Below are 5,170 nucleotides of genomic sequence, written 5' to 3'. Positions count from 1 at the left end.
TATTTTGTATAGATCCTATAAGAGATCCTCTTTTTTTCGAACAAAAGGAATGGGTCTTATTTGTGTGCCTTCATTTATGGTTTTCATTTTCAAGTTATCTCCTATAAATAAAGTTAGTGCTTCTAATGATGATTTGAGTAAGTTTGAAGGCGAATGGAAGATTATATATAGTGCAGAAACATGGTATGTTAAGGAAGCGGAGAAAAATAAAATAATGGATAGCCTTAATGACAGATGGAATATAGGATGGATAAAAATGCCAGGCGGTAAAAGACTTTTTCTTAGTGGTTTGGACATTACTGATATGATAAACTATAAAGAAAATAAATTAGAAGTTAAAATAGATATAGGATATTCATATTTCTTTGATATTAATTCAAATGGTGATCAATTAGTAGGAACATTTAGTGTGTATAATTCTAACGGTTCTTTATTAGTAAAAGGGAATTTTTTAGGTGTTAATTTATCTAAACTAAATAAACAAAACGAAGTAAATAGTGATTTAAACTTAGATGGTACTTGGGATGTTAAGATTACAGTTACTAAATGGTATGTACCTAAAGATAATTTGCCTCAGTTTTCAAGTGGAAGTTTAACAGAACAATTTGAAATAAAAAACAATCAGGTAGTACCATTTTATAAAGATGAAAGTTTTGAACTGAAATTAGATAATAATAATGTTTTAATAACACAATATGCACGTAATGCCTCTTCTCTTAAAAGACTTACTTACTCTGGTATAGTAGAAAAAGATGGTAATTTCATGAGAGGAACTTTTTCATGGCAAGTAAAAGCAGATAGTGAAGCAGAATATAGAACATATCTTGATGGGCTTTGGACAGCAGAAAAAGTTAATTCATCTGGCAGCGCTTTAACCAATGATGGTAAAAAAGACGAAAGCGATGATAAAAATCCTTTTATTCCTAAACCTATTTCAAATGAAGATGCATCTAAGGCTTCAAATATAGGAGGAATTTTAGCAGGTTTTTCTTACCTAATAAGTCTTATATCATCCTTTGTAAAAGATGCAGCTAATTCAGCAGGCACTACTGTAAGCGGTACTATGTCAGACTTTATTCCTAATAACACTACGGTAATGAATAATAGTAATATAGAAAAGCCAATTGAAAGTCAAAATGATTATGCTAAAAATAATCATCCTATAGGGACGCGAAGGGAAGATGGAAAGATATATACTAAAAACCATGGCTGGCAGAATGAATTTTATCCTGAACTTCAAGTTAATTCTATTAAAAATGTTATATCAAAATTAGAATCAGATATACAAAGATATTCTCAAAATAATGATAAATTAAGGCTTGAAATTGCAAAGGATGAATTGAAACGAAATCTTAGAGAGCTTAAAGCCTATGAAGAGGATACAATAGCAATAAAAAGGGCACAAACCTTTGAAAATGAGGAAAGGCTTCAAAATAGTGCAAAAAGATGGAGTAGTTATGCTGATGAACTTGAAACAGCTGAAAATGTAGCAAATACAATAAGTTTTGCATCGGATATTGCTCTTTCGATAGGAACAGCTGGTGTATCAACTGCTCTTACATCCTGTAAAGCAACTTTAGAATCGTTATCTTTAGCGAAGGAAATAGCTGGTGCTGTAGCAGATGGTATTGTTAAAAAGAAAGACCTTTTATCTGTTGTAACAGAGTTTGGAGTAAATAAGACAATATCAAAGGGAGTTAGCAAAGTTTTTGATTTGGGTAAAGAGAAATACAAGATAGAAAATGCTGGGAAGGCGTTAAAGGCTTTAGTTGCTTCAGCAGAAAGTTCAGCATCAAATATAGTTCAGGGAATTGCTCAAGATACAGGTTTAACAGATGGAATTGTAGATAAGGTTAAGGATATTGATAATCATTTTAAGGAGTGGTTGAAAGATTAAATGATACATTAAAAAGGGGGCAATAGTATATGTTATATGATAATATAGCAGATGAAGCTTTAAAAAAAGAAAATTTTGATAAAATTAAAGAATATGTTGAAAGTACTTTTGCAGATGCAGACACGTACTTTAATGTATTTTCTTTGATTGAGGATAAATGCCTGCGTTTTCGTTTTGCAAAGCCTAAAAGTATATTTGAGGATAAATACCCTATTTACTATGTAGCAGGTGAGGGAGGATATATTAGTTATGAAAGTAAAGAAAGAATAAGTGAAATACTTCTTGAACTTTCAGGCATAAAAGATGAAAAAGATGAAATCACAACTATAAAAATATCACCTATGTATCTTGCTATAATCTTAGCCTGCTGTGATGTGGCATATCAAAATAAATATGAGGGGGCATGGTTTACGGTAACTTCAGTTTATAATGCCTTTGATATTTATAATGATGATAATTTTGAAAGAATATTTTTTCCTATATCATATGTTGCAAGGGATGTTTTATATAATTCAATATCTTTAAAGGATGTAAAGGATGTATTAGATGATATGGTAAAAGACGGGCTGCTTTGTGTAGATTATATTGATAATGTTTCATTATATTCATTTGATGTGGATTATAGGGGGTTATTAAATATATTTCAAGATTTAAAAAACCGTCTTGCAGTTTTAAGATACGATAAGAAAGGTAATATATGCATTATTTATGTTGTAACAAGTAGATATAATTCATGGTGTTTTGTAATTGAAAATGAAAGTGCATTTATGGAAGATGCTGATGTTAAAAGGTTTAAAGATATATGTATGAAGGTTTTGTAATTTTATAAGTTAAAGGAAGGGATGTTAATGGTAAAGCAAGAAATAATAAACAAAGTAGCATCTAAATTTAAAGAGATGGGAATAAACTTTGAAGTGGGAAATGGTACAGACATTTTAGTTTTTACTGAATTTCTTGATGCAGGATGGAGTACAGGAAGCAAGAAAATAAGTTATGAGGCTTCAATTTTTGCAGATGAGTCATCAAATACAGTTTATATGTGGGAGATGACAAAGGAAATAGGTTATGGGCTATCCTTTGGAGGAGAAAGCGGTTCATCTTTTCAAATGGGTAAAACGCTTTTTCGTAAGGTAAAAAGTGTGCAGTATGCTCCAGACGGAAAAGTTTATGAGTATACTCTTGATTTAGGTCAAATACCAAAAACAGTAAAAGAAATTACAAATCAATATGGATGGAAGTTTAAAACTGTAATTAAGAAGGAAAAGGCAATGTTTCCTATAGGATATGTTCCGATGGGAAATGCAATGCAAAATAACTATGGAGAAAACAAGGAAGAAGACATGATATTTTGTATGAATTGTGGTTTTAAAATTAAAAAAAGTGCTAATTTCTGTGAAAAGTGCGGAAAACCATTGAAAAGCAAAGAATATTGGGAAAAACAGTATTCGGATTTGGGGAAAGTCAATAGTATAAAGTATAAGGAAGATAAAGATAAAAAAGGAAATAAGTTAGGGATTATAGGTTTTATACTTCTATCGATATTTGCTATTTTAATATTTATGCTTATGTCTGTTAATTTTACAGGTTGGATTTTGGGAGCAGCAACAATAATATTTTTCTTTATACTTCAAAAAAAGACTTCAAAAAAAGGGTGCTTATTAAGCATTATTTTATGGATAATAATGGCTTTTATTCTACTTTTGATTATGACATTTACATCTCCGATAGATGGTAAAAAGGATAATACTAATGTAAAAAAACCATCAAACAGCAGCTTTAATGCAAAACTTCCCTATGAGAAAACTTTTCCTTTAAATGATGGAAAAAGTATAGGTAAGTTTAGGCTTTTTGTATCTGATGGTACAGGGCTTTATCAAAATTATAAAGGCAAAGTAATATGTGAGTTTTATGTAAAGTTTGATACAAGATCACTGCCAAAAGATTTTAAATTATATCCTTCCCAAGCTACTGCTAAAGATGCAATGGGGAATCCTGCTTTAGATTCACTTGTTATGGCCATATGCTCTGATAAAGAGGCATATCATACAACATCACTTTCTTATGCACAGGCTATGGTTAAAGATGGAAAGTTAGTACCTTTTGTAGAGACAGAGGGGGCAACAGCTGATATTCATGCCGAATCAATAATAGAAATGGCAAATAAATACCCTAAAATGCAGGTTTTAAGATATAATGTAAATGAGGTTGGAATGACAAAACAAAATGATACCTATATTATTCACTCTGAGAAAGCCTTTGGTTTACATCCTCCAGTTGTAGAAGGAAACATACCTTGGGATGAGATATTAAAGGATTTGGGGTTAAAATAGATATAATGTGATTGGTAATGGTGATGGAAAAAGAATTTTTGTATTTGAGGTTATGGTTGTTTAGTCTTTTTTGTTTTGGTAAAATGAAGTTAGGAGGGGAAATTTAAATAAATGAATTTGATGAAATTACAAGAACTAAAAGGACATGATGTTTATGAGTTTTCATATGCTGAAAATGGATTAAACAATTGGAACCAAAACTCTTTATTCTTATCAACAGAAGACTTTTCTTTATTATCAACTTATTTAGATAAAGTGTTTGATGATTATAATTATTATGGACCTCAAAAAGTTAAACTTGAAGATTGGAAAAAAGTAAAAAAAGTTTATGAATTGTCTAAAGAAACACACGAATCAATTACGAAATTTTTTATAGAGATTGATAAGTGGCTTGAAAATAAGAATGATTTATATGATTATTTCTGGATTTTGGGAGTGTAATTTAACTTATATATTTTAGATAATTAAAGCAAGAATGAGACTTTATACAAAAAACTTAGAAAAATTCTTTATTTGCTTGCTGTTTTATATGTTCTATCTGCTTGATACAATAGCCTTGAAGCATTGAGCTTTGAGGCTATTTTTGTTTTATGGAAAAAATTAAGTGGGATTTATGATGATTGTTAAGTTGACTTATTGATTTGGATGCATACACTTTTGTATTTTATAAAGGTGGAGAGTGTATTTGATTACATTAAACCTACCAAATATATTGTATTGAAGCATTCTAATGAATTAAATTAAAAAATATGGATACGATAAAAGCGGAGATGTTATGGCTTTAACTGATGAAAGTGGTAATGTTGTTGCAGAGTATAATTATGATGCTTATGGAAATATTGTATCTCAATCAGGCTCAATGGCATCAGCTAACCCATTAAGATATGCAGGATACAGATATGATGAAGCAACAGGACTTTACTACTTGATGGCAAGATATTAC

General features: G+C 30.2%; 5 protein-coding genes. All 5 read left to right on the top strand.

Annotation, left to right across the window (positions count from 1 at the left end; genetic code table 11):
* Positions 1 to 1,897 (top strand): hypothetical protein (locus tag M2651_RS14145; protein ID WP_252132987.1); only part of this gene is annotated, 1,897 nt, incomplete at its 5' end.
* A gap of 29 nt (positions 1,898 to 1,926) precedes the next feature.
* Positions 1,927 to 2,718, top strand: coding sequence for a hypothetical protein (locus M2651_RS14140; RefSeq protein ID WP_252132986.1), 792 nt, complete (start codon positions 1,927 to 1,929; stop codon positions 2,716 to 2,718).
* A gap of 27 nt (positions 2,719 to 2,745) precedes the next feature.
* The gene (locus tag M2651_RS14135) at positions 2,746 to 4,227 is read left to right on the top strand and encodes a zinc-ribbon domain-containing protein (protein WP_252132985.1); all 1,482 of its coding nucleotides are present in this window, start codon (positions 2,746 to 2,748) and stop codon (positions 4,225 to 4,227) included.
* Between the two features lie 111 nt (positions 4,228 to 4,338).
* Positions 4,339 to 4,668 carry a hypothetical protein gene (locus M2651_RS14130; RefSeq protein ID WP_252132984.1) on the top strand — a complete coding sequence of 110 codons (330 nt, stop codon included), beginning with the start codon at positions 4,339 to 4,341 and terminating at the stop codon, positions 4,666 to 4,668.
* Positions 4,669 to 5,002: 334 nt separating this feature from the next.
* The coding region (locus M2651_RS14125) for an RHS repeat-associated core domain-containing protein (protein WP_434062156.1) at positions 5,003 to 5,170 on the top strand (168 nt) is incomplete at its 3' end.

The sequence above is a fragment of the Clostridium caldaquaticum genome, from assembly GCF_023806125.1.
GTDB classification, from domain to species: domain Bacteria; phylum Bacillota; class Clostridia; order Clostridiales; family Clostridiaceae; genus Clostridium_AT; species Clostridium_AT caldaquaticum.
The sequence above is the reverse complement of the archived record's forward strand: the minus strand, read 5'-3'. Positions and strand labels throughout refer to the sequence as shown.